Below are 24377 nucleotides of genomic sequence, written 5' to 3' on the forward strand. Positions count from 1 at the left end.
GTCTGCATCCTGCTGCATTCACGTCAGATTGTGACGCGGCACCGACCTTGGTGCGTTGATGTTAGTCAAATCGATAGCATCCTACCCGGTTTAACGCAGTGCGAGTATGGCGGCCCATTGTTCTGCGGTGACGGGCATCACCGACAGGCGGCTGCCTTTTTGCACCAGAGGCAACTCAGCCAGTGCGGTCTGCAGCTTGAGGTAGCCCAGGCCCAGAACCTTGCTAAAGGTCTCCACGTGGGCTACGTCCACCGCACTCCAAGGATTCTTCTCGGCACTGGCCTTGGCGTCGAAATAATGGCTTTGTGGGTCCAGTGCCGTTGGGTCGGGATAGGCCTCTGCACTGATCCGCGCGATACCGGCGATACCCGGTTCCGGGCAACTGGAGTGGTAGAAGAAGAACTGGTCGCCCACCGCCATGCTGCGCAGGAAATTACGGGCTTGATAGTTGCGAACGCCGTCCCAGCGCGCTTCTTTCAGGCGCGCCAGATCCTTGATCGAGAGCTCATCGGGCTCGGACTTCATCAGCCAATAGGCCATGGATACTGCTCCTGAAAAAGTTTGAAATAACCTGTTGCATGAAACCGACAGCCGGTTGGCGTCAAGGTTTGCGTGTCGACGCAGGTTGTCGGAGAATGCGCCCTTTTTAAGCTTGGCGCTGCTGCAACCATTAAAAAACGTTGCTGACAACGTGATCAGTTTGCCTGAGGGGGGCAATCAATGAATCGCAAACCGGACCTGCTCTGGATTTTGGTGTTTCTGTTCGGTTTGGGTGTGGTCACTACCGGTTATGCGCAAAGCCTTTGGGAGCGCAAGCTCGACGCGGCCTACGAAGTGCCGGTCAATCCGCAGCAACGTTGATTGCCAGGCTGGCGCTTATTGAAGAGGCGCTAGATACCAACCGCGGTCCGAGACCGTTCCTTGTAGCGGCACGTCCCAACTGGCTTGAGCCAGCCGTTCAACTTTCTGGCACTCATGGGCCAAGCCCAACAGCAAAGGCTTTTTCCACGCTTTGCGCCGCGCCTGATAGGCCAGGCTTCGATCATAGAAGCCACCCCCCATCCCCAATCGGCCACCGACTTCATCAAACCCTACCAAGGGTAGCAAGATCAGATCCAGCGCCCAGATGGGGCGTTGCCGCGCCAGACTGATGTGCGGTTCGGGGATGCGGAAACGGTTGGGGCGCAGCTTTTCTCCGTGCTCGATACGCTGAAAGGCCATCTTGGTTCTCGGCCAGGCATGCAACACCGGCAAATAAGTGCGCTTGCCCCGTCGCTGGGCTTCGCGCAGCAGCAGACGTGGGTCGATTTCGCAATCGTTGGGCAGGTACAGGGCGATGTGGCGGGCGCGGCGGAACAGCGGATGCTGCGCCAGTTGCCGGTACAACCCAAGCGCGGCCTGACGCTGCTGGGCCGGGCTCAAGGCGCGGCGAGCATCACGTAACAGGCGGCGAAGCTGGGGGCGGGTGAGCGGCGCGGTGTCGGTCATGGCACGGGCGTTCCCAGAGAGGGCTGCCCCCGAACGGGTGACAGCTCGAATTGCCCGCAGCAGGATGCGAGCAATGATAATTCAGGCTCCCCGACGAACCGCTGTCGGTGTAGCCCTTGAACCCGAAAGTTCAAGGTGGAGATTGCAGGAGGCGTTAAGGCTTTCCGTCAAGCGGACATGCACACCGGCCCCACGTGCAACCCCCGTGGTTGTGCGTATCGGCTCAGGGACATGACCGACTGGCAAGCACTCCAGGGAGTGGCGCCAGTATACCGATACTCAACCCTTATTTGAATCTTGATCGTCGGCCAGTGCTTGATCAACGCGTTCGAGCAGGTCGCGTACCTGTTCGCGCGTTGCACCGCCAGCCGGTACTTCAGGGCGCTCCTGCTTGTGCAGCAGGTCGTGGGTGATATTCAGTGCAGCCATCACGGCGATCCGGTCGGCACCAATCACTTTGCCGCTGCTGCGAATTTCGCGCATTTTGCCATCCAGGTAGCGCGCGGCGCTGACCAGGTTGCTGCGCTCTTCAGGCGGACAGATGATCGAGTACTCTTTGTCGAGGATCTGAACGGTGACGCTATTGCTTGAACTCATGAGTCTTGCTCCAGGGCCTTGAGTCGCAAAATCATCGATTCGACCTTACGCCGGGCGATTTCGTTTTTTTCGATGAGGTGGGCGCGTTCCTCGCGCCAGGACTTTTCCTGCGTTAATAGGAGTGCGTTTTGCCGTTTTAGTTGCTCGACTCGCTCTATCAGTAGCTCGAATCGGCCCATCAGCGTTTGCAGATCGTTCTCTTGCATGGATTGCCACTCGATTCGGTCTGGCGGATGGTTGCCCGGTTTATACCCCGGCCTGCCCCGAGTTGGCCGCGTCGATGGTCTTGGCGCGCCTGCCGGTGCTAGGATACAAGGTCTTCATTCTAGTCATTGCGCCGTCTGGCGCCTAGTTGCCCATGCCCAATACCAATTCGCCGTATACCGCTTTCGCCACGTTGCTCAGCAGCAACGGGCACCCTGTTTCCCCTGCCGAACTGCACGGTCTGTTGCTCGGCCGCAGCTGCGCAGGCGCCGGCTTCGATGCCGAAGCCTGGCTGGCCGATGCTGCCCACCTGTTGGAAAACGATCCGGCAGACAACGTTCGTAATGCTTTGATCGGCCTGCAGGAAATGGTCAAAGGTGAACTCACCGGCGACGATATCACTGTTGTGCTGCTGTTGCCGGGCGATGACGCTGCCCTGACCGACCGGGCTGCTGCCCTGGGTGAGTGGTGCAAGGGCTTCCTCTATGGTTTTGGCTTGAATGCGGGTGGCTTGACCCTGAGCGCCGAGGCCAAAGAAGTCTTGCAGGACCTGGACGCCATTTCGCAGGTTCAGGACGCTCTGGAAGAGTCCGAAGACGGCGAAAGCGACTATATGGAAGTCATGGAATACCTGCGCGTCGCTCCGTTGCTGCTGTACACGGAGCTGGCCAAGCCGGTCGAGCCTGCTGCCAAACCGTCGCTGCACTGATAGTAGAAGGACTCCACTGCCCATGAGCCATATCCCCAAGTCGGAATACGCCCGTCGACGCAAGGCGCTGATGGCGCAGATGGAGCCCAACAGTATTGCCATCCTGCCCGCAGCCGCCGTTGCCATTCGTAACCGCGATGTCGAGCATGTATACCGTCAGGACAGCGACTTCCAGTACCTGAGTGGTTTCCCCGAACCCGAGGCCGTGATCGCCCTGATCCCAGGCCGTGAACATGGCGAGTACGTGCTGTTTTGCCGCGAGCGTAACCCGGAGCGCGAGCTGTGGGACGGTCTGCGCGCAGGGCAAGAAGGGGCGATCCGTGACTTTGGCGCCGATGATGCCTTCCCCATCACCGATATCGACGACATCCTGCCGGGCCTGATCGAAGGGCGTGACCGAGTCTATTCGGCCATGGGCAGCAATGCCGAATTCGATCGTCACCTGATGGAGTGGATCAACGTGATCCGCTCCAAAGCGCGCCTTGGCGCCCAGCCGCCGAACGAGTTCGTTGCCCTGGATCATCTGCTGCATGACATGCGTCTGTATAAATCGGCGGCAGAAGTGAAAGTGATGCGTGAGGCTGCAGCGATTTCCGCGCGGGCTCATGTACGGGCGATGCAGGCATGTCAGGCGGGGCTACGTGAATACAGCCTGGAAGCCGAGCTGGATTACGAGTTCCGCAAAGGCGGGGCGAAGATGCCAGCCTATGGCTCGATTGTCGCGGCAGGCCGCAACAGCTGCATCCTGCATTACCAAGAGAACGATGCACCGCTCAAGGATGGCGATCTGGTACTGATCGACGCCGGGTGTGAAATTGACTGCTACGCCAGCGACATCACCCGTACCTTTCCGGTCAGCGGGCGGTTTTCGCCGGAGCAGAAGGCGATCTACGAACTGGTGCTCAAAGCCCAGGAAGCAGCGTTCGCGGTTATTGCCCCAGGCAAGCACTGGAACCACGCCCATGAAGCGACGGTACAGGTCATCACTGAGGGCCTGGTGGAATTGGGCCTGCTCAAGGGTAAGGTCGAAGACTTGATAGAAAGCGAGGCGTATCGCGCTTTCTATATGCACCGTGCCGGGCACTGGCTGGGCATGGATGTGCATGATGTGGGTGAGTACAAGGTCGGCGGCCAGTGGCGTGTACTGGAACCGGGTATGGCGTTGACAGTGGAACCTGGCATCTACATCGGTGCCGACAACCAGAGTGTCGCGAAAAAGTGGCGCGGCATTGGTGTACGTATCGAGGACGACGTAGTGGTAACAAAACAGGGCTGTGAAATCCTGACCTCGGGTGTGCCGAAGACAGTCGCCGAAATCGAGGCCTTGATGGCTGCCGCGCGCAGTGCTGCGGCATGAGTCGGGTAAACCTTGCAATCATTGGCGGTGGCCTGGTGGGCGCCAGTCTGGCACTCGCCCTGCAGGCTGGCGCTAAAGCGCGTGGCTGGAAAATCCTGCTGATCGAGCCCTTTGCGCCGGGCGATAGCTATCAGCCGAGCTACGACGCACGCTCTTCGGCGTTGTCCTTCGGCACACGCCAGATCTATGAGCGTCTGGGGCTGTGGCAACAGATCAGTCGCCGCGCCGAGCCGATCCGCCAGATCCAGGTTTCTGACCGTGGCCGCTTTGGTGCCACACGCCTGGATGCACTGGAAGAAGGGGTTCCTGCCCTGGGCTACGTGGTTGAAAACGCCTGGCTTGGCCAGTGCCTGTGGAAAGCGCTGGATGCCGAAGTGGTGAGCTGGCGTTGCCCGGCTGAAGTCACTGCCATGCAGGCACTGGAAGACGGCTATCGACTGACGCTCAACGATGACACCCTGATCGAGTGCGACCTGGCTGTGCTGGCCGATGGTGGCCGCTCCGGTTTGCGTGAGCAACTGGGTATTCATGTCAGCCAACGGCCCTACAACCAGAGCGCGCTGATCGCCAACATCACACCGAGCGAAGCCCACCGTGGCCAGGCGTTCGAACGCTTCACCGACGAAGGCCCAATGGCCTTGCTGCCGTTGCCGGAGAATCGCTGTGCGCTGGTTTGGACCCGAGCCGGTATGGACGCCAAGCGTTTGGCCGAACTGGATGAGCGCAGCTTCCTCAGCGAGTTGCAGGCGGTGTTCGGGTATCGCTTGGGCGCATTGCGTCAGGTCGGCGCACGGCATCTGTACCCCTTGTCGCTGGTAGAAGCACAGGAGCAGGTACGCCCGCACCTGGTGGTCTTGGGTAATGCCGCGCACAGCCTGCACCCGATTGCCGGGCAGGGGTTCAACTTGTCGCTACGTGATGTGCAGTCGCTGGCCGAAGGCCTGCTGGCTGGCCCGGCAGTACCCGGTGATTTTGCAACGCTGCAAGCCTATCGCGAGCGTCAGCGCCTGGACCAGGACCTGACTGTCGGCTTCTCCGACCGGGTCACCCGCCTGTTCGGCAGTGCTCAGCCACTGATCGCCACGGGGCGTAACCTGGGGCTGCTCGGGCTCGATCTGCTGCCCCCGGCCAAGCGTTGGTTTGCCCGGCAGGCCATGGGCCTGGGAACCCGCCCGGACCCACGGAGCTGAGCATGGCCGATTCGCGCAAACTGGCCCGGCGTGCGCGTGTGCTGCGCTGGATACTCAATTTTTACCCGCCCTACATTGGCGCGGGTATTCGCGTGCAAAGCATCAGTGCGGACTTTCGGCAGGTGAAGGTGCGCATGGCCTTGAACAGGTTCAATCGCAACTATGTCGGCACTCAGTTTGGCGGCAGCCTGTATTCGATGGTCGATCCGTTCTACATGCTGATGCTGATGGAACTGCTGGGCCGCGAATATATCGTCTGGGACAAAGCAGCCAGCATCGATTTCATTTCGCCGGGCAAAGGCCCGGTGTTCGCCGAGCTGCGCATCGATGATCAGTTACTGACTGACATTCGCGAGCACACGGCAGGTGGCAAGAAATACCTGCCACGACTTCAGGTCGATATCCGTGACGCTGCCGGTGAACTGGTAGCGCAGGTCGACAAAACCCTTTACGTGCGGCTCAAGCCGCAAGCGAGACAGGCTTAAGGCATGGAAATGCGCGCAGATCTGTTGATTGTCGGTGCCGGTATGGTCGGCAGCGCCCTGGCCCTGGCATTGCAGCACAGCGGCCTGGAAATTCTCCTGCTCGACGGCAGCCCGTTGTCGGTCAAATCCTTCGATGAGCAGGCAGCCTTCGAGCCTCGGGTCAGTGCCCTGTCGATGGCCAGCCAGCGCATTCTTGAGCGCCTGGGCGCCTGGCAGGGGATTGAGCGGCGACGTATCAGCCCTTACACCGACATGCGCGTCTGGGACGGCAGCGGCACCGGGCAGATTCATTTCTCTGCCGCCAGCGTGCATGCCGAGGTGCTGGGGCATATCGTTGAAAACCGAGTGGTGCAAGACGGCCTGCTGGAGCGACTGCATGACAGTGAAGTCGGCCTGCTGGCCAATGCGCGCCTGGAGCAGATGCGCCGCTCCGGTGATGAGTGGCTGCTGACCCTCGCCGATGGCCGTAAATTGCGTGCGCCGCTGGTGATTGCCGCCGATGGCGCGAACTCGGCCGTACGCCGCCTGACCGGCTGCGAGACCCGCGAGTGGGATTACCAGCATCACGCGATTGTCACCAGTGTGCGTTGCACTGCGCCGCATCAGGCCACTGCCTGGCAGCGCTTCACCGATGACGGGCCGTTGGCCTTCTTGCCGTTGCTACGTGATGGTCAACAGGACTGGTGCTCGATTGTCTGGTCGACAACGCCAGAGCAGGCTGAGCGTCTGATGCAACTGGACGATGCGCAGTTCTGCGCCCAACTTGAGCGTGACTTCGAAGGGCGCCTTGGCCGCGTTCTACAGGCTGACCCTCGACTGTGCGTGCCGCTACGCCAGCGCCACGCCAAGCGTTACGTGGCCGAAGGTCTGGCGCTGATTGGCGACGCTGCGCACACCATTCACCCGCTGGCCGGGCAGGGTGTCAACCTGGGCTTTCTCGATGCGGCAGTGTTGGCTGAAGAGTTGCTGCGTGCCTATGAACGCGGTGAACGATTGGCCGATGAGCGTGTGCTGAGCCGTTTCGAGCGGCGGCGCATGCCGCACAACCTGGCGCTGATGGCGGCCATGGAAGGGTTTGAGCGGTTGTTCCAGGCCGATCCATTACCGCTGCGCTGGTTGCGCAACAGTGGCCTGAAATGGGTTGAGCAATTGCCCGAGGCCAAAGCACTGTTTGTGCGTCAGGCCCTGGGGCTTAGCGGCGATCTGCCGGAGTTGGCGCGGGCCTGACGCCATTCTTTAACCTCCGTAACATCTGGTAACTCCTCCCCGGTGAGTTCGGTTGAGAAGGCAAATGGGATTAACTACCATTTGCGCCTTAATTGAACTCTGAGGACTGCACCATGTTGCCACGCAAGCACGTATTGGCCGCTCTGGCTCTGACTCTGTTGGGCGGTACTGCCCAGGCGGCAGACGAAGTGGTGGTGTATTCCTCGCGCATCGACGAGTTGATCAAGCCGGTGTTCGACGCCTACACCGCCAAGACCGGGGTCAAGGTCAAGTTCATCACCGACAAGGAAGCGCCGCTGATGCAGCGCATCAAGGCCGAAGGGCAGAATGCTACCGCCGACCTGCTGCTCACCGTCGATGCTGGCAACCTCTGGCAGGCTGAACAGATGGGCATCCTGCAGCCGATCAAATCGGACGTGATCGATGCCAACATTCCCAAGCAGTACCGCGCCACGTCACACGACTGGACCGGCCTGAGCCTGCGCGCACGGACCATCGCCTACTCCACCGAGCGGGTCAAACCCGAAGAGCTGAGCACCTACGAGGCGCTGGCCGACAAGAACTGGGAAGGGCGCCTGTGCCTGCGGACCGCGAAGAAGGTCTACAACCAGTCGCTGACCGCGACCCTGATTGAAACCCACGGTGAGAAGAAAACCGAGGAAATCATCAAGGGTTGGGTCAACAACCTGTCCACCGATGTGTTCTCTGACGACACCGCCCTGCTGCAAGCCATCAACGCCGGTCAATGCGACGTGGGTATCGTCAACACTTACTACTACGGTCGCCTGCACAAGGAAAACCCGGACCTGAAGGTCAAGCTGTTCTGGCCAAACCAGGCCGACCGTGGTGTGCACGTCAACCTGTCGGGCATTGGCCTGACCAAGTATGCACCGCATCCTGAAGCTGCGACCAAGCTGGTCGAGTGGATGACTGGTGAAGAAGCACAGAAGATTTTCGCAGGTGTAAACCAGGAGTTCCCGGCCAACCCGAAAGTTGCACCGTCTGAAGAAGTGGCGGCCTGGGGCACCTTCAAGGCTGACACCATTCCGGTTGAAATTGCCGGCAAGCGTCAGGCTGAAGCCATTCGTTTGATGGATCGGGCTGGCTGGAACTAAGCGCAAAGCTTTATCCTGCCTGTGTAGGAGCGGGCTTGCCCCGCGATTGCGACGTGACAGACACACCGCGATCGCGGGGCAAGCCCGCTCCCACAGTGTTCCCCTATAGAGATTCCCCCTTTTGGCTCACCCTGCCCAACGCCGCTGGTATCCCCTGGTTTTCGCCATTGCCGCTCTGGTACTGCTACCGCTGAGCGTGCTCTTGCTGTCGTGGCAGTCGGTCGACATGCAAATCTGGTCGCACCTGCTCGACACCCAGATGAGCCGCCTGTTGGGCAATACCTTGACCTTGATTGTCGGGGTCGGTGTGGGCGTCACCTTGCTGGGTGTCAGCCTGGCCTGGCTCACCAGCCTGTGCGAGTTCCCCGGGCGGCGTTGGCTGGACTGGGCGCTGATGCTGCCGTTCGCCATTCCTGCCTATGTGCTGGCCTTCGTTTTTGTTGGCTTGCTGGACTTCTCCGGGCCGGTACAAACCCTGTTGCGCGAGTGGTTCGGGCCCATGCGCCTGCCGCGTGTGCGCTCCACCGGCGGGGTGATCATCGTCCTGGTGCTGGTGTTCTACCCCTATGTGTACCTGCTGGCGCGCACGGCCTTCCTGGCTCAAGGCAAAGGCCTGATGGAAGCGGCGCGGGTGCTGGGGCATTCGCCGTTGCAAGCGTTCTGGCGCGTTGCCCTACCGATGGCCCGTCCGGCGATCGGTGCTGGTGTCGCACTGGCCTTGATGGAAACCCTGGCTGATTTTGGCGCGGTGTCGGTGTTCAACTTCGACACCTTCACCACGGCAATCTACAAGACCTGGTACGGGTTCTTCAGCCTGTCGAGCGCGGCACAACTGGCCAGCTTGTTGCTGCTGGCGGTGATGCTGGTGCTTTACGGCGAGCGCCGTGCCCGTGGCGCTGTGCGCAGCAGCAACGAGCGGCCACGGGGCAAGGCGCTGTATCACTTGCGTGGTATCAAGGCGCTGGCCGCTACCGGCTGGTGTGCATTGGTATTCGCCTGTGCCTTCGTTATTCCGGTGGTGCAATTGCTGGTGTGGTTCTGGCAGCGTGGGCGATTCGATCTGGATGAGCGCTACACCAGTCTGATCCTCCATACCCTCTACCTGGGGGCAATGGCGGCGCTGATCACTGTGAGTGTGGCGTTGGTGCTGGCCTTTGCCCGTCGTCAGGCTCCTACCTCGGGGATACGTGCCGGGGTCGGTATTGCCAACCTGGGCTATGCCTTGCCGGGGTCGGTATTGGCGGTGTCGATCATGCTGGCCTTCAGTTACCTGGACAATCAACTGGTGGTACCGCTATCCAACTGGCTGGGCGGTGCAGGCCGGCCTTTGTTGCTGGGCAGTCTTTCAGCCCTGCTGCTGGCGTATCTGGTGCGCTTCATGGCGGTGGCCTACGGGCCTCTGGAAAACAGCCTGGGGCGCATTCGCCCCTCATTGCCGGAGGCTGCGCGCAGCCTTGGGGTCAGTGGGCCGAGATTGTTTTTCAAGGTGTATCTACCGCTCTTGGTACCCGGCGCATTGAGCGCCGCTTTGCTGGTGTTCGTCGATGTCCTCAAGGAAATGCCGGCCACCTTGCTGATGCGTCCCTTCGGCTGGGACACCCTGGCCGTCCGCGTCTTTGAAATGACCAGCGAAGGTGAGTGGGCACGCGCCTCTTTGCCGGCCCTGACCTTGATTCTGGTAGGCCTTTTACCGGTCATCGGTCTGATCCGACGTTCAGCCCGACACGTAGGTCAAACGCGCTGAGGGTGTCAGCCTTCAAGCTTGCAGCTACAATGCGCGGCATTCGCTGCGGCCGGTCCTACAGACCGGGTAGCTGAAATGCTGCCAACAGCCGTGGCTTAGCCACGCCCGGAAGGAGAAACCCATGGGACTGCGCACGCCTTTGTATGACCTGCACTTGGCCCTCGGCGCCAAGATGGTCGATTTTGGCGGTTGGGATATGCCCTTGCATTACGGCTCGCAGGTCGAGGAGCACCATCAGGTGCGACGTGACTGTGGGGTGTTTGACGTTTCCCACATGACCGTCATCGACGTAAACGGTGCCCAAGCCCGTGTCTGGTTGCAGCGATTGCTGGCCAACGACGTCGACCGTCTGACTGAAACTGGCAAAGCGCTGTACAGCACCATGCTCGACGAGCAGGGCAACGTCATTGACGACATGATCGTCTACCGCTGTGAAGACGGTTACCGCCTAGTGGTCAACGCCTCGACCCGAGACAAAGACCTGGCCTGGATGACTGCCTGCAAGGGCAGCTTTCAGGTTGAATTCAAGGAGCGCCCTGAGCTGGCCATTCTGGCAATCCAGGGACCCGAAGCGCGTAACAAAGTCGCCGAGCTGGTATCGGCACCACGGGCAGCCATGATCCGTGAGCTCAAACCCTTTGAAGGCCGCAGTGAAGGTGATTGGTTCATCGCCCGCACCGGCTACACCGGTGAAGACGGGTTGGAAATCATCTTTCCGAAAGACCAGTCCACTGCATTTTTCAACGACCTGGTGGGCGCGGGCATCGCACCGAGTGGCTTGGGTGCACGTGACACACTGCGCCTTGAAGCAGGCATGAACCTTTACGGCCAGGACATCGACGAGGCCCACACACCGCTGACCTCCAACCTGGGCTGGAGCGTGGCCTGGGAGCCAGCCGAGCGTGATTTTATCGGCCGTCAGGGCTTGTTGGCGGAAATCGAGCACGGCGTCGAGCAAAAAATGGTTGGCCTGGTGCTGGAAGAGCGCGGTGTCTTGCGTGCTCACCAAGTGGTTCGTGTCGCGGGTATTGGCGAAGGAGAGATCACCAGTGGTAGTTTCTCTCCTACGCTGAGCAAGTCGATAGCGCTGGCACGGGTGCCGATGGCAACCGGTGAGCGTGCCGAAGTGGAGATCCGTGGCAAGTGGTACCCGGTGCGGGTGGTCAAGCCGACCTTCGTGCGCCATGGCAAGATTTTGATCTGACCCTATTCTGGCGGGCCTACCGCTGACCCTATTGAGGATAACAAGATGAGCAATATTCCCGCCGAACTGCGTTTTGCCGAAAGCCATGAGTGGGCCAGGCTGGAAGCTGATGGCACGGTAACTGTCGGTATCAGCGACCATGCCCAGGAAGCACTGGGAGACGTGGTGTTCGTTGAGCTGGCAGAAGTCGGCAAGGTCTTCGCTGCAGGCGACGCTGCCGGTGTGGTTGAATCGGTCAAGGCCGCTTCGGACATCTATGCCCCGGTCGGCGGCGAAGTGATCGCGGTGAACGAGGAACTGGCCGATAGCCCAGAGTCGCTGAACGAATCTCCTTACGACAGCTGGATCTTCAAACTCAAGCCAAGCGACAAGGCCGAGCTGGACAAACTGCTCGATGCCGCTGGCTACAAAGCTGCCATCGGCGAATAGTTTTCACACAAAGCGCCAATCTCTTCCTAGACTCAATATGCCTCGACTGGTCGGGGCTTGGTCTAGGAAGAGAGAGCCGCTATGTCCCAGTCGCCGTCCCTGAGCCAACTGCACGACCCCAATCCTTTCCTGCGTCGCCACCTGGGCCCTGATGCCTCGGAGCAGCAGGCCATGCTACAGGCCCTGGGTCTGGGCAGCCGCCGTGAACTGATTGAACAGACCGTACCCCCGGGCATTCTCCTGAGTGGCCCACTGGCATTACCTGCCGCCCTCGATGAGCAGGCCGCCCTCAATAAACTCAGGGGCTATGCCGAGCAGAACCAGGTATGGACCAGCCTGATCGGTATGGGCTACCACGGCACGGTCACGCCCAACGTCATTTTGCGCAACGTCCTTGAAAATCCGGGCTGGTACACCGCCTACACGCCCTATCAGCCGGAAATTGCTCAAGGTCGCCTGGAAGCCCTGCTGAATTTCCAGCAGATGATCATCGATCTCACCGGTTTAGACCTGGCCAACGCCTCTCTGCTCGATGAGGCCACCGCAGCGGCCGAAGCCATGGCGCTGGCCAAGCGCATGGCCAAGTCGAAAAGCAATGTGTTCTTCGCCGATGAGCACTGTCATCCCCAGACCCTGTCGGTACTGCAAACCCGCGCCGAGGGGTTCGGCTTTGAACTGGTCGTCGATGCTGTGGATAACCTCGGCAACTACCAGGTTTTCGGGGCGTTGCTGCAGTACCCCGATACCCACGGTGAAATCCGTGACCTGCGCCCGTTGATCGAGCACCTGCATAGACAACACGCGTTAGCCTGCGTGGCTGCCGATCTGCTCAGCCTGCTGATGTTGACCCCACCGGGTGAACAAGGCGCAGATGTCGTGCTGGGCACGTCACAGCGTTTTGGTGTGCCCATGGGTTATGGCGGCCCGCATGCGGCCTATTTTGCCTGCCGTGATGCCTTCAAGCGGGCCATGCCCGGTCGCATTATTGGCGTGTCCAAGGATGCGCGCGGCAACGTGGCGCTGCGCATGGCCCTGCAAACCCGTGAGCAGCATATCCGCCGCGAGAAGGCCAACTCCAACATCTGTACCGCTCAAGTGCTGCTGGCCAATATCGCCGCCTTTTACGCGGTGTATCACGGCCCGGAAGGTTTGCAGCGCATTGCCCAGCGCGTGCATGCATTGACCTTCGTGCTGGCCGCAGGGTTGGAAAGCAAGGGCATCAAACGCCTCAACCAGCACTTCTTCGACACGCTCACCCTGGAGGTGGGCGGCAGCCAGACGGCCATTATCGAAAGTGCTGAAGCAGCGCAGATCAATCTGCGCATCTTGGGGCGTGGCCAGTTGGGCGTCAGCCTCGACGAAACCTGTGACGAATCAACGGTGTTGCGCCTGTTCGATATATTCCTTGGCGCTGACCACGGTTTGGATATTGCCGCCCTCGATGCCTTGGCTTTGCCGGAAGGTATTCCTGCGGCACTGGTACGCCAGTCAACTTTTCTCACGCACCCGGTGTTCAACCTGCACCACAGCGAAACCGAGATGCTGCGCTATCTCAAGCAGCTGGAGAACAAAGACCTGGCGCTGAATCAGTCAATGATTCCGCTGGGCTCCTGCACCATGAAGCTCAACGCCAGCAGTGAAATGATTCCGATCACCTGGCCAGGCTTTGCTGCCCTGCATCCCTTTGCACCGGCTGCGCAGGTGCAGGGATACAAGGCAATGATTGATGAGCTGGAAGCCTGGCTCTGTGCAATCACCGGTTTCGATGCCATTTGCATGCAACCCAACTCCGGTGCCCAGGGTGAGTACGCCGGCCTGATGGCAATTGCCAAATACCACCGCAGCCGGCATCAGCCGCACCGTGACATTTGCCTGATTCCATCCTCGGCGCATGGCACCAACCCGGCCTCAGCGCAGATGGCCGGTATGCAGGTGGTGATCGTTGAATGCGATGAGGCGGGTAACGTTGACCTGACCGACCTCAAAGCCAAGGCCAAGGCGGCAGGCGACCGGCTGTCGTGCCTGATGGCGACTTACCCCTCGACCCACGGTGTGTATGAAGAGGGCATCAGCGAAATTTGCGAGGTTATCCACAGGCAGGGTGGTCAGGTGTACATGGACGGCGCCAACCTCAATGCTCAGGTTGGCTTGACCCGACCGGCCGACATCGGCGCCGATGTCTCGCACATGAACCTGCATAAAACCTTCTGTATTCCCCACGGTGGTGGCGGGCCAGGCATGGGCCCGATTGGTGTGCGCGCACACCTGGCCCCCTTCGTTGCCAGCCATCCGGTGGTACCCGTGCCTGGGCCAGACCCGAAAAACACCGCAGTGAGCGCCGCTCCCTGGGGCAGTGCGAGCATCCTGCCGATCAGCTGGATGTACATCGCCATGATGGGACCGCAACTGGCCGATGCCAGCGAGGTGGCGATCCTGTCGGCCAACTACCTGGCCGAGCGCTTGGGTGGTGCCTTCCCAGTACTGTATCGGGGGCGTAACGAGCGGGTCGCTCATGAGTGCATTCTTGACCTACGGCCATTGAAAGCACTGACTGGAATTACCGAAGAGGATGTCGCCAAACGCCTGATGGACTACGGCTTCCACGCGCCGACCATGTCGTTCCCGGTGCCGGGAACCTTGATGGTCGAGCCAACCGAGAGCGAGTCGAAAGCCGAATTGGATCGTTTTGTCGAAGCGATGCTGAAAATTCGTGAGGAAATTCGTGAAGTGCAGGACGGCAATTGGCCGGCGGAGGACAACCCGCTCAAGCATGCGCCGCATACCTTGGCAGATGTATTGGGCGTGTGGGAGCGGCCTTACAGCCTTGCCCAGGGTGTTGCGCCCAGTGAGCATGTGCGGTTGCACAAGTACTGGCCAGCGGTGAATCGGGTCGACAACGTGTTTGGTGACCGGAACCTGTTCTGTGCCTGTGTGCCGGTGGATGATTACCGCAGCTGATCGTGGGGCAAGCCCGCTCCCACAGGTTCACATCAACCCTGTGGGAGCGGGCTTGCCCCGCGAGAAATCAACGCGAAACCAGAATCGCGTTGGCCAATTCCATGTCGCTGGCCTCAAGCCCTGGGTTTTCCGCCCGGACCTTGTTCATGGCGGATTCCAGGTAAGGGCCACGAATAGCACCGTCGCTGGCCACAAAGCTGCTGGCGTCGTCTTGAGCGGCCGCGACCAGTTTGTGGTCTTTGGACGTCAGGTAGGTGGAGCCGGTGGTTGCGCCGGAGGTAATGACATTGCGCCAGAATGTATCGGCCATGGCCGAACCGATTGGCAGGGAAAGCAGGGCAAGGGTTGCGACTGCAGGTTTGAGACGCATCGAGGGTGACTCCAGCTGAGTTGAACTGAGCGATTGGAGTGATTCGCCTGTCTCTAGTTCCCTGGCGCCACTCTAAGCACTTCTGCTTGAGTGGTAAGGCCAGAGGCCACTTTTTGCTTGCCGCTTTGCAGCAAGCTGCACAGGCCTTCCTGCGCCGCTTGTTGGCGCAGCGCGGCCAGATCGACATCGTGACGAATTCTGGCGCTCATTGCGCTGCTGATACACAACAGCTCATGAATGCCTGTGCGTCCGTGGTAGCCGGTTTGTCGGCATTCGTTGCAGCCTCGGGCCTGATAACCGGTTTCGCCTGCCGTCTCTGGTGCCTTGCAGGCATTGCACAGGGTGCGCACCAGGCGTTGGGCCATAACGCCGATCAGCCCTGCCTTGATCAGGTGTGGGGCGACACCCAGTTCCAGCAGGCGGCTGATGGCGCTGCAGGCATCATTGGTATGCAGGGTCGACAGCACCAAGTGGCCGGTTAGCGCGGCCTGAAAGGCAACCTGAGCGGTTTCCAGGTCGCGGATTTCACCGATCATGATGATGTCCGGGTCTTGGCGCAGTAGGGCGCGGGCGCCTTCTGCAAAGCCCAGGTCTATCGCCGGGTGAATCTGTAACTGGTTAAAACTGGGCTCGACCATCTCAATCGGGTCTTCAACCGTACACAGGTTGACCTGCGGGGTTGCCAGGTATTTGAGGGTGGCATACAGGGTGCTGGTTTTGCCGGAGCCGGTCGGGCCAGTCACCAGAATCAGGCCGTGACGTTGCCCGATCAGCGTTTGCCAGCACTGCAAGTCATTGCCCGTCAGGCCTAGCTGGGTGAAGTCCTGTTGCAGCAAATTGGGGTCGAAGATACGCATCACCAGCTTTTCACCGAAGGTGGTGGGTAAGGTCGACAGGCGTAGTTCAACTTCGCTGCCGACTGGCAGACGGGTTTTGATCCGGCCATCCTGAGGGCGGCGTTTTTCTGCGACGTTCATGCCCGCGAGGGTTTTCAGGCGGCTGACCACGGCCAGCGTAACGTCGGCCGGGAACTGATAGACGGGATGCAGCAAGCCGTCGATGCGAAATCGCAGATGGCCGTGGGCTCGCCGGGGTTCCAGATGGATATCGCTGGCGCGTTGATCGAAGGCGTACTGCAGCAGCCAGTCAACAATGGTGACGATATGGGCGTCATCGTCTTCGCGTTGCTGGCTGTGCGTACCCACTTCAAGCAACTGCTCATGGTTGCCGCCGGGCAACGCGGATAACGGCTGGCCGCTGGCGCTGTTGACCGAGCGGGCCAGATGGAAGAAGGCCTGACTGAACTGGCGAATCTGCACCGGGCTTGCCAGCACACGTTTGATCGGGCGGCGCAGCACCTGCGTCAGATCAGCTTCCCAGGATCGGACATAAGGTTCGGCGCTGGCCACCGTCACACTTTGACTGTCGGCCGCGATGGGCAGAATGCCGTGGCGTTGAGCGAAGGCGGCAGACATCAGGCCGGTGGTTGCGGCGAGGTCGAGTTGTAGCGGGTCGATGTACAGGTAAGGCAATCCGGCCTGTTTGGCCTGCCACTGGCACAGGGTTTCCAGATCGAGGTAGTGGCCGGGCTGGCGTGGGTCGGGCAGGCGCTGGCGAGCAAGGTGTTCAAGCGGGTGGGTGTCGGTGGCCAAACGGTGGGTTTGCAGTGATTGGGCGGTGTTTGCACTGATTAATCGGGCGTCAAGCAGGTCGCCCAACAGGCCGCTCAGGCTGAGCCTGCGGTCCTCGTTGCTGACAGTCATGTGGCGTCCTTGCCTTGCTGCCTGAAGGGGTGGCAATCACAAGCGTAGTTGACTCTGGGCAAACACAAGGTCGATCTGCGTATCCAGGCATTTCCAAGTTCAATCCGGGTGCTGCAACCGGCGCAGAGCAACGTTATCCACACAGATCAAATTGCGCATTTTTTGTGCAATCAACTCTGCGCGATGCCAGCTCAGGCCGGCAATTTCGATTTTTATGTCCAGCGCATCGTTCAGCTGCTTCATCTGCACGTTGTGCGGGGTGAGGAACTGCAGGGCGAATAAATTCAACACACGGCAAAGACTGTCGGGCTCGGCTTCGACCTGCAGGTGGTAATGCACGCAACTGTGGGCGCTACCTACGGCCCAGACATCGTCACGCAGTGGGGTCACAGGGCTGTCGAAGCGTTCAAGTGCGCTCATGGAAATCTCCGGATTCAATGCCAGAAATTTTCCCATGCGCGACTGGGTATTTTTTCTCTAAGATCAGCGTATTTGGCGAATAATCGACTTGAGCAATTCGCCAAGCAATCAATGATGGGATTAATTATGCACAGCGAACTCGACGCTTATGATCGCCGTATCCTGGCCTTGCTGCAGGAAGATGCTTCGCTGTCCAGCGCGCAGATCGCCGAGCGTGTTGGCCTGTCTCAGTCGCCCTGCTGGCGACGCATTCAGCGTTTGAAGGAAGAGGGGGTGATTCGCGGCCAGGTGACCTTGCTCGACCGCAAAAAGATCGGCCTGAACACGCAGATTTTTGCCGAGGTCAAACTCAACGCCCACGGGCGTTCCAACTTCACCGAGTTCACCGAAGCGATTCGTGGTTTCCCGGAAGTGCTGGAGTGCTATGTGCTGATGGGGTCAGTGGACTTTCTGTTGCGCATTGTCACCCCGGACATCGAGGCCTACGAACGCTTCTTCTTCGAAAAGCTGTCGATGGTGCCGGGGATTCAGGAGGTCAACTCGATCGTGGCCTTGTCCGAAATCAAGTCCACGACGAGTCTGCCTGTGCTGCGCTGAATCTTACTTGCGCAGCAGGTGCTTCCAACCACGGCTCTGGAACACCGCCATCGCTTGTTGGGTGCGCGCTTCCAGGACTTCAGTGCGCACGTCGGCTTCCACTTCGTCGCTGATCGGCAGGTTAGCCAGCTCGTGCAGCTTGTTCAGTTCACCGAACAGGCGATCCAGGTCTGGGCTCTCCAGCACCTGACGGGCATGGTGCAACCAAGCCAGCAGGCGCTCGATACGCGGTAGCTGCTCGGCCAGGTCTTCCGGCTGGCGATGATACAGCGGCAGGTTCAGGGCCTTGGCTTCATCGGCCAGCAGCACGTTCAGCCAGTTGGTCAACTGGGCAGCGCCTTGGCGGTCGCCACGCTTGTTGCGCTCGACGGCCCAGCCGCGAGCCAGCAGCCAGCGCGAGGTTTCCAGAGAGAACTGACCCCAGCGGGTATCCAGCAGTTCTTCGGCGAACTGCTCAGGTGCTGCGCGGCGTACGTCCTCGTCGTCGTTACCGGCCAGTACCAGCGGGCGCCAGTCTTCCAGCAGGGCATCGAGGCTGCTGCGCAGGGCAGCAGTGGTGCTGCGCGGCGCGGCCTGGCCGAGGCTGCTGGTCAGGGCGCGCAGTTCGGCCAGGGCCTGAACCCAGTCTTGCAGCAGGCGCCAATGGCCGTTGAAACGGTACTGTTCAGCCAGGCGTTGGCTGGCGCCCAGCAATTGCCAGGCGAGCGCAGCATAGGCGTCGTCCAGCGGCATATCGGCAGTCAGCTCGGCAGCGGGCAGGCTCAAAGCGTAACTGGCCGGGTCGAGCAGGCGGTAGCCGCGCTCGGCTTTGCTGATGTCGCACGGGAACAAGGGCAGGGCGGCGGACAGTTCAGCGGCCAGCTCCAGCAGCGCTTCAGGCTCACCTTCACGCAGCTCCAGTTCCAGCTCGCAGATTTCTTCCTTGAGCTTGCCCGAGACCACGGTGCCCAGGTCGAGCGCCGCTTCGATCACCACTTTGGACTTGCCACGGCCCCAGGCGATTTCGGCGTATTCACGGGTGAAGTCGGTGGTGAACAGGGCTTTGATGGCTTTTTTGTCCACCTCGGCGAGTTCGGCCGGCCAGCACTGGTCGTCGAGCTTTTTCAGGTCCAGCTTGGCCTTGGGCAGCTGCCACTCATGCTCATTACGCTGAGACAGGCCGGCAACGCTCTGGCCGCGGGTCTTGAGGGTCTGGATGACCACGTCGCCGTCGCGGCGCAGACGCAGGGCAACCTTGGCCGCAGCCAGGTCGCGCTCAGGGGTGTCGAAGTACTGGTTCAGCAGTTCACGCTGCTGCCAGCCAGACTTGTTGCGCTTCTTCAGCAATGGATGTTCGCGCAGGGCGGCGAGGGTCTCGCGGCTGACCCGCAGTTTGATTTCGGTTTCTTTGTGCATTGCTGGGTAATCCAGGCTCGGATGACAGGGAGCGTCTTGGCCGTGCAGTGTACAGGAGTCGGCCACCGACGGTTTATTCCAGGTGCCCGATGGCCCTATGATGAGCTTCGCCCCGAGGAGAACGCGCATGCCGCTGCCATCGCTCAAAGACCAGTTTGCCGCGCTGATTGCGACGCCTTCGGTCAGCTGTACCCAACCTGCGCTGGATCAGTCCAACCGCGCGGTGATCGACCTGCTGGCCGGCTGGCTGGGCGACCTGGGTTTTGCCTGTGATATCCAGCAGGTGGCGCCGGGCAAGTTCAACTTGCTGGCCAGCTACGGCACAGGCCCTGGCGGGCTGGTGCTGGCCGGCCATAGCGATACGGTGCCTTATGACCCGGCCTTGTGGCAGACCGACCCGTTGAAACTCACCGAAGTGGATGGCAAATGGGTTGGCCTTGGCAGTTGCGACATGAAAGGGTTCTTTGCCTTGATCATCGAGGCGGTGCAGCCGCTGCTGGCCCACGACTTCAAGCAGCCGCTACTGATCCTCGCCACTTGCGATGAAGAGAGTTCGATGTCCGGCGCCCGTGCCCTGGCCGAAGCGGGTCGCCCGTTGGGGCGGGCGGCGGTGATTGGTGAGCCGACCGGGCTCAAGCCGATCCGCATGCACAAGGGGGTGATGATGGAGCGCATCGAAATCCTCGGGCGCAGTGGCCATTCGTCGGACCCGAGCCTGGGGCGTAGCGCGCTGGAAGCCATGCATGAGGTTATGGGTGAGTTGATGAACCTGCGCCGGCAATGGCAAAAGGAATTCAACAACGCCCAGTTCAGTGTGCCGCAACCCACCCTGAACTTCGGTTGCATCCACGGCGGCGACAACCCCAACCGAATCTGTGGCCAATGTGCCCTGGAATTCGACCTGCGGCCACTGCCGGGTATGGACCCAGAGGCCTTGCGTGCGGCCATCCGGCAGAAACTGGTGCCGCTGGCCGAGCAGCATCAGGTGAAAATCGACTATGCCCCGCTGTTCCCGGAAGTGCCGCCCTTCGAACAGGTTGCCGATGCGGAACTGGTGCGCCTGGCCGAACGTCTTACCGGGCATCGCGCCGAAGCGGTAGCCTTTGGCACCGAAGCGCCTTATCTTCAGCGCCTGGGCTGCGACACGCTGGTGTTGGGCCCAGGAGACATCGCCTGTGCCCACCAGCCGGGTGAACACCTTGAAATGTCACGCTTGCAGCCTACCGTGCGTCTATTGCGTGAATTGATCGAACACTATTGCCTGAGCTCGGTAATTGCCCGCTGAGTTCAGCCGTTTTCCCAAAGGAGATTGCGCGTGACGCCAAGCCTGTTCCGACGATAACCCTTCGAGCGCTGTGTGCTTTCCCGTTCTTGTCCCATTTTTTACAGGCTCTGTGGTTATGCCCGATTACGTCAACTGGCTGCGTCATGCTTCGCCTTACATCAACGCCCACCGGGACTGCACCTTTGTGGTCATGCTGCCCGGTGATGGCGTTGAACACCCTAACTTCGGCAATATCGTTCACGACCTGGTGCTGCTGCACAGCCTTGGTGTGCGCCTGGTGCTGGTACACGGCTCGCGCCCGCAGATCGAAGCGCGCCTGGCCAATCGCGGCCTGACGCCGCATTACCATCGCGGCATGCGCATTACCGATGCCGCCACCCTGGAGTGCGTGATCGATGCGGTAGGCCACCTGCGTCTGGCCATCGAGGCGCGCCTGTCGATGGATATGGCCGCGTCGCCCATGCAGGGTTCGCGGCTGCGTGTAGCCTCAGGCAACCTGGTGACCGCACGCCCGATCGGGGTGTTGGAAGGGGTGGATTACCACCACACTGGTGAAGTGCGCCGGGTTGACCGCAAAGGTATCAACCGGCTGCTCGATGAGCGCTCCATAGTGTTGCTGTCGCCACTGGGCTATTCACCGACGGGCGAGATTTTCAATCTGGCCTGCGAAGACGTCGCCACCCGTGCGGCCATCGAGCTAGGCGCCGACAAATTGCTGCTGTTCGGTGCCGAACGCGGCTTGCTCGACGAGCAAGGACGGCTGGTGCGTGAGCTACGCCCGCAACAGGTTCCGGCGCATCTGGCGCGTCTGGGCAGCGACTATCAGGGCGAGTTGCTCGATGCTGCGGCCGAGGCTTGCCGTGGCGGTGTGGCGCGCAGTCATATCGTCAGCTACGCCGAAGATGGCGCACTGCTGACCGAGCTGTTCACCCGCGACGGTGGCGGCACTCTGGTTGCCCAGGAGCAGTTCGAGAAAGTGCGTGAAGCGGCGATCGAAGATGTTGGCGGCTTGCTTGACCTGATCAGCCCGCTAGAAGAGCAGGGCATCCTGGTGCGTCGCTCACGCGAAGTGCTGGAGCGCGAGATCGAGCAATTCAGTGTGGTTGAGCGTGAAGGCATGATCATCGCTTGTGCAGCGTTGTACCCGATTGCTGACTCCGAGGCCGGGGAACTGGCGTGCCTGGCGGTCAATCCTGAGTACCGCCATGGTGGTCGTGGTGATGAACTGCTGGAACGCATCGAAACACGGGCGCGGGAAATGGGGCTCAATACCCTGTTCGTCCTGACGACCCGTACGGCGCACTGGTTCCGTGAGCGTGGGTTTGTACCTAGCGGGGTAGAGCGGCTACCGGCGGCGCGGGCGTCGCTGTACAACTACCAGCGTAATTCGAAGATCTTCGAAAAAGCCTTGTAACCCATCGCGGGGCAAGCCCGCTCCCACAGGCCTTGTGGGAGCGGGCTTGCCCCGCGAAGAGCCCCTCAAGCTAACTAGAAGTAGCTGAACAGCCTCGGCATACCGGCCCCATCAATGATCGGGTACGTGTTTCTTCATGATTTGCGTCTCCGGCTTATGCGGCGACACTTCGCTGCTAAACGAAGGGTGGCAGCTGTACGCGGGTTAGCAGACCGGTCAGAGACACAAAAAACCGGCGCGCCCGAAGACGCCCCACGTACAACCGCCATTAAGCGCGTTGCGTAGATTGTGTCATTGAGTCGGACTGCTAAATCCGGTCATTGGACGATCCAACGACGACTGCAGCCTAGGTTCAGCGAGCATCTGGCGCAACGGTCGGAAGTATGAATCAGAAGGGTCTTACAGAGCACTCTTACAGTGCTGTGGATTTTCAACGATTGGTGTGGGAACCGGGAAACCATCGCGGGGCAAGCCCGCTCCCACAAGGCCTGTGGGAGCGGGCTTGCCCCGCGATTTGAGCATCAAACGGTATGCAGGTACCAGTTGTACTCAAGGTCGGAGATGGAGTGTTCGAACTCCTCCAGCTCACTTTCCTTACACGCAACAAAGATGTCGATGTACTTTGGATCGATGTATTTGTTGAGGATCTCGCTGTCGTCCAGCTCGCGCAGGGCATCACGCAGGTTGTTCGGCAGGCTTTGCTCCACTTGCTCGTAGGCGTTGCCTTCGATCGGGGTGCTTGGCTCGATTTTGTTGGTCAAACCATGGTGCACACCGGCCAGTACGGCAGCCATCAGCAGGTATGGGTTGGCGTCGGCACCGGCAACGCGGTGTTCGATGCGCACGGCATCAGCCGAACCTGTCGGTACGCGCAGGGCTACGGTGCGGTTGTCCAGGCCCCAGCTCGGGGCGTTGGGCACGTAGAACTGGGCACCGAAACGGCGATACGAGTTGACGTTCGGGCACAGGAACGCCATCGACGCTGGTAGGGTCTCGAGCACACCGCCGATCGCGTGACGCAGTGCGGCGTTCTGCTCGGGATCCTCGCTGGTGAAGATGTTCTTGCCATCTTTGTCCAGCACCGAGATATGGACATGCAGACCATTACCCGCCTGACCTGGATAAGGCTTGGCCATGAAGGTGGTGTCCATTTCATGGTCGTAGGCGATGTTTTTGATCAAGCGCTTGAGCAGTACCGCGTAGTCGCAGGCCTTCAATGGGTCGGCAACGTGGTGCAGGTTGACTTCGAACTGCGCCGGGGCGCTTTCCTTGACGATGGCGTCGGCAGGGATGCCCTGTTCCTTGGCGCCTTCGAGGATGTCTTGCAGGCAGTCTACGTACTCGTCCAGGTCATCGATCAGGTACACCTGGGTCGATTGTGGGCGTTTACCGGAAATCGGCGAGCGTGGCGGCTGCGGACGGCCATTCACGTTCTCTTGGTCGATCAGGTAGAACTCCAGCTCAAACGCGGCGCAGATGGTCAGGCCCATCTCGTCGAACTTGCTGACCACCTGGCGCAGCACTTCGCGCGGGTCGGCAAAGAACGGCTCGCCTTCAAGTTCGTGCATGGTCATCAGCAGTTGCGCGGTAGGGCGCTTCTGCCAAGGCTCGTTGGACAGCGTGTCCGGGATTGGATAGCAGATGCGGTCGGCATCGCCGATGTCCAGGCCAAGGCCGGTGCTTTCGACCGTTGAACCGTTGATATCCAATGCGAAGAGTGAGGCCGGCAGGTTGATGCCTTTCTCGTAAACCTTGTGGAGGCTGGTGCGCTCGATGCGCTTGCCACGCACCACACCATTCATATCTGCAATCAGAAGGTCAACGTAGAGAACCTCAGGATGTTCCTTAAGGAACGCGTTCGCTTCGTTAAGCTGAACGGCACGCGGGGGTACCGACATGATGCAACACCTTTGTTGTTAAAAATATCAATCAATGGGGGCTTGCAGCTCCAGTCAATCGGAAAGCCCTACTGAAGTCAAGCCGACCCCATGATGCCCTAAATTGGCCCTCAAGCGGCATTTTTGCTGCAATTGAGGGCGTCGACAATCGCTGCTTTCGTACGATAGAAGCGGTTTTGAGCGGGCCGTGTTCTATTTTTTACGGGGGTGTTGTGTAAAAAAATGAACAAGGCTAAGCTCGGTGGCAACCCATAACATCAATAATACCGGGGGTTACATGTCACGCCTGCCGACAACCGGCATCACCGCCTGCCGCCCGCAGATCGGTTTGCACGCATTTTACGCGAGCGATTATCGCTGCGCGTCTACACGCACGCCCCCGGCTGAAATAATTGACGGCCAGGGCAGCCTGCCTGTTGTCGATGCACCTTTGAATATCCTCTGCCATCACTATAGCGGCCAGCGCCGCGGTATGCCCCTGCGTGCCTTTTGCTTTAGCTTCGCGCGGCATCCAGAATGTCTGGGACG

23 protein-coding genes and 1 other RNA gene are annotated in these 24377 nt (G+C 60.2%); 14 read left to right on the plus strand and 10 right to left on the minus strand.

Annotated elements, in window-relative coordinates; translation table 11 throughout:
• Positions 1 to 90 precede the first annotated feature (90 nt).
• A complete protein-coding gene (locus tag E1573_RS12225) occupies positions 91 to 540 on the minus strand; it encodes an EVE domain-containing protein (RefSeq protein ID WP_133213957.1) in 450 nt (149 codons plus the stop codon).
• 180 nt (positions 541 to 720) lie between these two features.
• Between E1573_RS12225 and E1573_RS26715 the strand changes: the two genes are divergently transcribed.
• Positions 721 to 861: a hypothetical protein gene (locus E1573_RS26715; RefSeq protein WP_165957322.1), complete on the plus strand. Its 141-nt coding sequence runs from the start codon at positions 721 to 723 to the stop codon at positions 859 to 861.
• Between the two features lie 15 nt (positions 862 to 876).
• Here E1573_RS26715 and E1573_RS12230 read toward each other — a convergent pair whose 3' ends face one another.
• From E1573_RS12230 to E1573_RS12245, 4 genes are all read right to left on the minus strand, one after another.
• Positions 877 to 1488 (minus strand): 5-formyltetrahydrofolate cyclo-ligase, encoded by a 612-nt coding sequence (locus E1573_RS12230; RefSeq protein ID WP_133213959.1) that lies wholly within the window; start codon positions 1486 to 1488, stop codon positions 877 to 879.
• Positions 1489 to 1571: 83 nt separating this feature from the next.
• Positions 1572 to 1749, minus strand: a non-coding RNA gene (ssrS, locus tag E1573_RS12235) — 6S RNA.
• A gap of 18 nt (positions 1750 to 1767) precedes the next feature.
• On the minus strand, positions 1768 to 2085 hold the full coding sequence (locus E1573_RS12240; protein WP_133213961.1) for a cell division protein ZapA: 318 nt from the start codon (positions 2083 to 2085) through the stop codon (positions 1768 to 1770).
• Positions 2082 to 2291 (minus strand): TIGR02449 family protein, encoded by a 210-nt coding sequence (locus tag E1573_RS12245; protein WP_133213963.1) that lies wholly within the window; start codon positions 2289 to 2291, stop codon positions 2082 to 2084. The genes E1573_RS12240 and E1573_RS12245 overlap by 4 nt, the downstream gene beginning before the upstream one ends.
• Positions 2292 to 2443: 152 nt before the next feature.
• Between E1573_RS12245 and E1573_RS12250 the strand changes: the two genes are divergently transcribed.
• The 10 genes from E1573_RS12250 to gcvP all read left to right on the plus strand — a co-directional run bounded on the left by E1573_RS12250 (position 2444) and on the right by gcvP (position 14707).
• Complete coding sequence (locus E1573_RS12250; protein WP_133213965.1) at positions 2444 to 2998, plus strand: YecA family protein; 555 nt, start codon at positions 2444 to 2446, stop codon at positions 2996 to 2998.
• Positions 2999 to 3020: 22 nt separating this feature from the next.
• Positions 3021 to 4355, plus strand: a complete 1335-nt coding sequence (gene pepP, locus E1573_RS12255; RefSeq protein WP_133213967.1) for a Xaa-Pro aminopeptidase — start codon at positions 3021 to 3023, stop codon at positions 4353 to 4355.
• Entirely contained in the window at positions 4352 to 5545 is a 1194-nt protein-coding gene (ubiH, locus tag E1573_RS12260) for a 2-octaprenyl-6-methoxyphenyl hydroxylase (RefSeq protein ID WP_133213969.1), read from the plus strand. The genes pepP and ubiH overlap by 4 nt, the downstream gene beginning before the upstream one ends.
• A 2-nt stretch (positions 5546 to 5547) precedes the next feature.
• Entirely contained in the window at positions 5548 to 6030 is a 483-nt protein-coding gene (locus E1573_RS12265; RefSeq protein WP_133213971.1) for a DUF4442 domain-containing protein, read from the plus strand.
• Between the two features lie 9 nt (positions 6031 to 6039).
• A complete protein-coding gene (locus E1573_RS12270) occupies positions 6040 to 7257 on the plus strand; it encodes a 2-octaprenyl-3-methyl-6-methoxy-1,4-benzoquinol hydroxylase (RefSeq protein WP_165957324.1) in 1218 nt (405 codons plus the stop codon).
• Positions 7258 to 7370: 113 nt separating this feature from the next.
• Positions 7371 to 8372, plus strand: coding sequence for an extracellular solute-binding protein (locus tag E1573_RS12275; protein ID WP_133213975.1), 1002 nt, complete (start codon positions 7371 to 7373; stop codon positions 8370 to 8372).
• Positions 8373 to 8493: 121 nt separating this feature from the next.
• Positions 8494 to 10116, plus strand: coding sequence for an iron ABC transporter permease (locus tag E1573_RS12280; RefSeq protein ID WP_133213977.1), 1623 nt, complete (start codon positions 8494 to 8496; stop codon positions 10114 to 10116).
• A gap of 121 nt (positions 10117 to 10237) precedes the next feature.
• Positions 10238 to 11320 (plus strand): glycine cleavage system aminomethyltransferase GcvT, encoded by a 1083-nt coding sequence (gcvT, locus tag E1573_RS12285; RefSeq protein WP_133213979.1) that lies wholly within the window; start codon positions 10238 to 10240, stop codon positions 11318 to 11320.
• A gap of 45 nt (positions 11321 to 11365) precedes the next feature.
• Positions 11366 to 11749, plus strand: a complete 384-nt coding sequence (gene gcvH / locus E1573_RS12290; RefSeq protein ID WP_133213981.1) for a glycine cleavage system protein GcvH — start codon at positions 11366 to 11368, stop codon at positions 11747 to 11749.
• 81 nt (positions 11750 to 11830) lie between these two features.
• Positions 11831 to 14707, plus strand: coding sequence for an aminomethyl-transferring glycine dehydrogenase (gcvP, locus tag E1573_RS12295; protein WP_133213983.1), 2877 nt, complete (start codon positions 11831 to 11833; stop codon positions 14705 to 14707).
• 67 nt (positions 14708 to 14774) lie between these two features.
• On the opposite strand, the gene E1573_RS12300 is transcribed toward gcvP, so the two are convergent.
• From E1573_RS12300 to E1573_RS12310, 3 genes are all read right to left on the minus strand, one after another.
• Positions 14775 to 15077: a DUF2388 domain-containing protein gene (locus E1573_RS12300; protein WP_133213985.1), complete on the minus strand. Its 303-nt coding sequence runs from the start codon at positions 15075 to 15077 to the stop codon at positions 14775 to 14777.
• A 53-nt stretch (positions 15078 to 15130) separates the two neighbouring features.
• The gene (locus E1573_RS12305; RefSeq protein WP_133213987.1) at positions 15131 to 16840 is read right to left on the minus strand and encodes a GspE/PulE family protein; all 1710 of its coding nucleotides are present in this window, start codon (positions 16838 to 16840) and stop codon (positions 15131 to 15133) included.
• Positions 16841 to 16939: 99 nt separating this feature from the next.
• The gene (locus tag E1573_RS12310) at positions 16940 to 17260 is read right to left on the minus strand and encodes a hypothetical protein (protein WP_133213989.1); all 321 of its coding nucleotides are present in this window, start codon (positions 17258 to 17260) and stop codon (positions 16940 to 16942) included.
• A gap of 126 nt (positions 17261 to 17386) precedes the next feature.
• On the opposite strand from E1573_RS12310, the gene E1573_RS12315 reads away from it, so the two are divergent.
• A complete protein-coding gene (locus E1573_RS12315) occupies positions 17387 to 17857 on the plus strand; it encodes an Lrp/AsnC family transcriptional regulator (protein ID WP_133213991.1) in 471 nt (156 codons plus the stop codon).
• A gap of 3 nt (positions 17858 to 17860) precedes the next feature.
• Here E1573_RS12315 and E1573_RS12320 read toward each other — a convergent pair whose 3' ends face one another.
• Positions 17861 to 19252, minus strand: coding sequence for an inorganic triphosphatase (locus E1573_RS12320; protein ID WP_133213993.1), 1392 nt, complete (start codon positions 19250 to 19252; stop codon positions 17861 to 17863).
• Positions 19253 to 19379: 127 nt separating this feature from the next.
• On the opposite strand from E1573_RS12320, the gene argE reads away from it, so the two are divergent.
• Together argE and argA are read left to right on the plus strand one after the other, a co-directional pair.
• Complete coding sequence (gene argE, locus E1573_RS12325; RefSeq protein ID WP_133213995.1) at positions 19380 to 20537, plus strand: acetylornithine deacetylase; 1158 nt, start codon at positions 19380 to 19382, stop codon at positions 20535 to 20537.
• A gap of 115 nt (positions 20538 to 20652) precedes the next feature.
• Positions 20653 to 21951, plus strand: a complete 1299-nt coding sequence (gene argA / locus E1573_RS12330) for an amino-acid N-acetyltransferase (protein ID WP_133213997.1) — start codon at positions 20653 to 20655, stop codon at positions 21949 to 21951.
• Between the two features lie 521 nt (positions 21952 to 22472).
• On the opposite strand, the gene E1573_RS12335 is transcribed toward argA, so the two are convergent.
• On the minus strand, positions 22473 to 23849 hold the full coding sequence (locus E1573_RS12335; protein ID WP_133213999.1) for a glutamine synthetase family protein: 1377 nt from the start codon (positions 23847 to 23849) through the stop codon (positions 22473 to 22475).
• Between the last annotated feature and the right edge of the window lie 528 nt (positions 23850 to 24377).

The sequence above is a fragment of the Pseudomonas sp. H9 genome (assembly GCF_004353925.1).
Classification (GTDB): domain Bacteria; phylum Pseudomonadota; class Gammaproteobacteria; order Pseudomonadales; family Pseudomonadaceae; genus Aquipseudomonas.

Coding starts and splice junctions, on each gene's coding strand:
- E1573_RS12225 (WP_133213957.1), bottom strand. CDS start 540: ATGGCCTATTGGCTGATGAAGTCCGAGCCCGATGAGCTCTCGATCAAG.
- E1573_RS26715 (WP_165957322.1), top strand. CDS start 721: ATGAATCGCAAACCGGACCTGCTCTGGATTTTGGTGTTTCTGTTCGGT.
- E1573_RS12230 (WP_133213959.1), bottom strand. CDS start 1,488: ATGACCGACACCGCGCCGCTCACCCGCCCCCAGCTTCGCCGCCTGTTA.
- E1573_RS12240 (WP_133213961.1), bottom strand. CDS start 2,085: ATGAGTTCAAGCAATAGCGTCACCGTTCAGATCCTCGACAAAGAGTAC.
- E1573_RS12245 (WP_133213963.1), bottom strand. CDS start 2,291: ATGCAAGAGAACGATCTGCAAACGCTGATGGGCCGATTCGAGCTACTG.
- E1573_RS12250 (WP_133213965.1), top strand. CDS start 2,444: ATGCCCAATACCAATTCGCCGTATACCGCTTTCGCCACGTTGCTCAGC.
- pepP (WP_133213967.1), top strand. CDS start 3,021: ATGAGCCATATCCCCAAGTCGGAATACGCCCGTCGACGCAAGGCGCTG.
- ubiH (WP_133213969.1), top strand. CDS start 4,352: ATGAGTCGGGTAAACCTTGCAATCATTGGCGGTGGCCTGGTGGGCGCC.
- E1573_RS12265 (WP_133213971.1), top strand. CDS start 5,548: ATGGCCGATTCGCGCAAACTGGCCCGGCGTGCGCGTGTGCTGCGCTGG.
- E1573_RS12270 (WP_165957324.1), top strand. CDS start 6,040: ATGCGCGCAGATCTGTTGATTGTCGGTGCCGGTATGGTCGGCAGCGCC.
- E1573_RS12275 (WP_133213975.1), top strand. CDS start 7,371: ATGTTGCCACGCAAGCACGTATTGGCCGCTCTGGCTCTGACTCTGTTG.
- gcvT (WP_133213979.1), top strand. CDS start 10,238: ATGGGACTGCGCACGCCTTTGTATGACCTGCACTTGGCCCTCGGCGCC.
- gcvH (WP_133213981.1), top strand. CDS start 11,366: ATGAGCAATATTCCCGCCGAACTGCGTTTTGCCGAAAGCCATGAGTGG.
- gcvP (WP_133213983.1), top strand. CDS start 11,831: ATGTCCCAGTCGCCGTCCCTGAGCCAACTGCACGACCCCAATCCTTTC.
- E1573_RS12300 (WP_133213985.1), bottom strand. CDS start 15,077: ATGCGTCTCAAACCTGCAGTCGCAACCCTTGCCCTGCTTTCCCTGCCA.
- E1573_RS12305 (WP_133213987.1), bottom strand. CDS start 16,840: ATGACTGTCAGCAACGAGGACCGCAGGCTCAGCCTGAGCGGCCTGTTG.
- E1573_RS12310 (WP_133213989.1), bottom strand. CDS start 17,260: ATGAGCGCACTTGAACGCTTCGACAGCCCTGTGACCCCACTGCGTGAC.
- E1573_RS12315 (WP_133213991.1), top strand. CDS start 17,387: ATGCACAGCGAACTCGACGCTTATGATCGCCGTATCCTGGCCTTGCTG.
- E1573_RS12320 (WP_133213993.1), bottom strand. CDS start 19,252: ATGCACAAAGAAACCGAAATCAAACTGCGGGTCAGCCGCGAGACCCTC.
- argE (WP_133213995.1), top strand. CDS start 19,380: ATGCCGCTGCCATCGCTCAAAGACCAGTTTGCCGCGCTGATTGCGACG.
- argA (WP_133213997.1), top strand. CDS start 20,653: ATGCCCGATTACGTCAACTGGCTGCGTCATGCTTCGCCTTACATCAAC.
- E1573_RS12335 (WP_133213999.1), bottom strand. CDS start 23,849: ATGTCGGTACCCCCGCGTGCCGTTCAGCTTAACGAAGCGAACGCGTTC.